We start from the raw sequence: 3,507 nt of genomic DNA, 5'->3' as shown, positions 1-3,507 counted from the left end.
ATTCACCGCCACCGGCACCCCATCGGCGACCGAGGCCCCGGTGCCGCGGTCGAACAACAAGTCCGCCATCAGCTGACTCCGGGTCCGGCCACCACCCTCCCCGGTCGCGATGAGACTGTCCGCATCCCGCCCCAGCGTCGCCTGCAAACACACCGCCTGCTCCACCGGCAGCAGCACACTCAGATACGCCATCGAATCCGGCGCCGGCCGCGTCGTCACCCGCCGCTCCGAGACCGCCTTGCGGTACCGGGCCACGACCGCGGCCGCGTCGAGTTCCACGGCCAGAGCCTTCGCCTTCGCGACCAGGCCGCGGTCCCCGACCCCGTCCAGAACGTCCGGGTCCGAACACAACCGGCGATCCACGATCCCTCGGTCGGCCGCCGGCAGACACGCCGTCTCCCGCACCAGCAGGGTCGCCCGCCACTCGTTCAACCGCCCCGACCGCAACAACGCCAACGTGTGCGGCATCTCGTGCACCAGCGCCTGCGCGAACCCCAAATGTCGGCCACCACGATTCGGGGACTCCCTGCGCGCCAACGCAATCTGCGACCCGACACCCCGGCCCCACTCCGCCCGCGGCAACCCCCGAACCTTCCGGTCCTCCCGCACACAGGTCGCGACATCATCGGTCACCACCGCCTGCACCGCACACCCCACCGACTTCAACGACTCCACCGCATCGAGCCACTCGATCCCCACCCCCGCATCACCACACGGCCCGACACACCGCAACCGCGCCGTGAACGCCCGCAACTCCTCCAGATCCGGTGCCACCACATCCCCCACGACCAGCCCTCCCCCGAGGTTGTTCGAAACTTTGTTCGACCCTAGCAGCTCCACTGGACCAGAGGCAATAGCCGAGAGTTCAGATCCCCAGTGCCGCAGCGGCTGCGAGGGCGAGGGTTTCGTCGACCGCGTCGTAATCGCCCGACCCACCGCCCGGGCCACCACTGTCGGCGACGGTACGGCGGGCGGACAGGTGTACGGCGTCGACACCGGTGCGCGCGACCGCGGCGATGTCGTCGATGCGGATCCCGCCGCCTGCCATCACCTGGATCCGCCCGTGTGCGTGGGCGACCATGGCCGACAGGGCGTCGAGGCCGTCGATGCAGCGGGGCGCTCCGCCGGAGGTGAGGACCCGGATGATGCCCGACCGCGCGAGCGCGTCGAGGGCCGTCGCCCTGTCGTCGACGACGTCCATCGCACGATGGAACGTCACCTCCGCCGCGTACGGGTCGATGCCGTCGAGCAGGCGGGCCAGCGCGTCGCGGTCGACGGCCGAGCCGGGCGTGAGCGCACCGACGACGACGCCCGATGCACCCGCGCCCACCGCGGCTCGAATGTCGCGCGCCATGACCGCGATCTCGTCGGCGTCGTAGACGAATCCGCCGGGCCGACACCGGATCAGTGGGTGTACCGCGATCCCTTGGGCCACAACGGCTTCGATCATGCCGATGCTCGGTGTCAGTCCACCGGTTGCGCCGAGTGCGGTGCACAACTCGACACGCGAGGCACCGGCACGCAATGCGATCCGGGCGCCCGCGACGTCCTGGACCGCCAGTTCGAGTACGGGTGCCATCTAGAACGACTGCCAGGAAGGCTTGTGTTCCAGTGCGTACCGGTAGTAGTCGGCGAGTTGCAGTTTGCTCGCCGCGGCCTCGTCGATGACGACGGTGACGTGCGGGTGCAGTTGCATCACCGACGCCGGGCAGAACGCAGCGAGCGGTCCTTCGGCGGCGGCGGCGATCGCTTCGGCCTTGCCCTTGCCGAACGCGATCATCACCAGGTGCCGCGCCTCGCTGATGGTGCCCAGCCCCTGGGTGAGGACGTGGTGCGGGACGTCGTCCACGCTGTCGAAGAACCGCGCGTTGTCGAGTCGGGTCTGCTCGGTGAGGGTCTTGACGCGGGTGCGTGAGGTCAGTGCGGAACCCGGCTCGTTGAACCCGATGTGGCCGTCGGTTCCGATGCCGAGCAGTTGCACGTCGACGCCACCCGCCTCGGCGATGGCCGCGTCGTATCGTGCGCCTTCCTCGGCGATGTCGGGCGATTCGCCGTTCGGGCTGAGCACTCGGTCGGGGTCGAGGTCGACGTGGTCGACGAACTCCGAGCGGATCACCGAGAAGTACGACTGATCGTGGCTTTTCGGCAGCCCCACGTACTCGTCGAGGAGGAAGGCCCGCGCGTCCGCGAAATCCAGTCCGGACTCGCGGTGCCGTCGCGCCAGTTCGCGGTAGCTTCCGAGCGGGGACGACCCGGTGGCGAGGCCCAGTGTCGCCGGACCGCGTCGGACGTACCCCTCGACGATGTCCGCGACGGTCGTGCTCACCTCCGACGGCGTCTGCCGAATCACGATTTCCATGCGAGTCCTTCCGTTCCGGCGGGCATTCCGCCGGAAAACACGCCACGCGGGCGCAGTTGGTGATCGGTCACGACGATATCTGCGCGGAGGCCCGGGGCCAGGGTGCCGCGTTCGGATTCCAGGCCGAGCAGCCGGGCCGGGGTCCTCGTGGCGGACGCGACGGCGTCGACGAGTTCGACGCCGCTGTCGACAACGGTGGTGCGCACCACGTCCAGCAGTCGTGCGGTGCCGCCTGCAATGGCTCCCTCGGATCCGTCGGCGGTCGCGAGCCGGGCCACCCCGTGCGAGACGCGCACGTCCAGTGGCCCGAGTTGGTAGTCGCCGTCCGATACACCGGCGGCGGCCATGGCGTCGCTGACGAGGACGATCTGGTCGGGTCCGACGGCGTCGAACACCATCGACACGGTCTCGGGCGCGAGATGCACTCCGTCCGCGATCAATTCGACGACGATGTCGCCGCGACCGGCTGCGGCGAGGAACGCGGCCACCGGCCCCGGCGCGCGGTGGTGCAGCGGCGGCATGGCATTGAACAGGTGTGTGGCGGTCAGCGGCCCGCCGGCGGCGTCGGCGATCCGCGCGGACGTGGTCGCCGCGTCGGTGTCGGTGTGGCCGAGGCTCGGTAACACGCCGCGCCGGCGCATCGCGGTGAGAAGCTCGCCGAAGTGCGCGGTCTCCGGTGCGAGCGTCATCGACCGGACGGTGCCACGCGCGGCGTCGCAGATCCGCTCGAACAGTCCGGGGTCGCCGGGCACCACGGACGCGGGATCCTGCGCACCGCAGCGGGCACCGGAGATGAACGGGCCCTCCAGGTGGATCCCGAGGAGGTCACCGCGTTCCACCAGGTCGGCGAGGATTCCGGCGTGCCGGAGCAGGTCCTGCTCCCCCGCCGAGACCAGGCTCCCCAGCAGTCCGGTTGTGCCGTGCCCACGGTGATGGTCCGTGGCCAGCCTCGCCCCGTCGGCGTCGGCGTTCGGAAAGCCTGCGCCTGCGCCGCCGTGGCAGTGCAGGTCGATCAGGCCCGGCAGTAGTATCGACGAACTCGGGTCCGGCAGCGGCACCTGCCCGCGGTACTGCGACGCGGAACCGACCCAGGAAATTCGGTCGCCGTCGGTGACGACCACGCCGTCGTGGAGGACGCCGTCCTCCAC

4 protein-coding genes are annotated in these 3,507 nt (G+C 70.3%); all 4 read right to left on the bottom strand.

The features are described from left to right. Nucleotides 1-786, bottom strand: a 786-nt coding sequence (locus tag ACFTZB_RS44215; RefSeq protein WP_378442138.1) for a DUF222 domain-containing protein, incomplete at its 3' end; no start/stop codon positions are given. Between the two features lie 79 nt (nt 787-865). Then, the gene (locus ACFTZB_RS44210; protein ID WP_378442136.1) at nt 866-1,579 is read right to left on the bottom strand and encodes a copper homeostasis protein CutC; all 714 of its coding nucleotides are present in this window, start codon (nt 1,577-1,579) and stop codon (nt 866-868) included. Next, nucleotides 1,580-2,359: a glucosamine-6-phosphate deaminase gene (nagB, locus tag ACFTZB_RS44205; RefSeq protein ID WP_378442134.1), complete on the bottom strand. Its 780-nt coding sequence runs from the start codon at nt 2,357-2,359 to the stop codon at nt 1,580-1,582. After that, nucleotides 2,347-3,507: N-acetylglucosamine-6-phosphate deacetylase (locus ACFTZB_RS44200; protein ID WP_378442131.1), on the bottom strand; the 1,161-nt coding region annotated here is incomplete at its 5' end. The genes nagB and ACFTZB_RS44200, both read right to left, overlap by 13 nt.

The organism is Rhodococcus sp. NPDC057014, from assembly GCF_042673295.1.
In the GTDB taxonomy this organism is placed as follows: domain Bacteria; phylum Actinomycetota; class Actinomycetes; order Mycobacteriales; family Mycobacteriaceae; genus Rhodococcus_F.
Note: the sequence above shows the minus strand (reverse complement) of the source record. Positions and strands in the feature narration are given on the sequence as shown.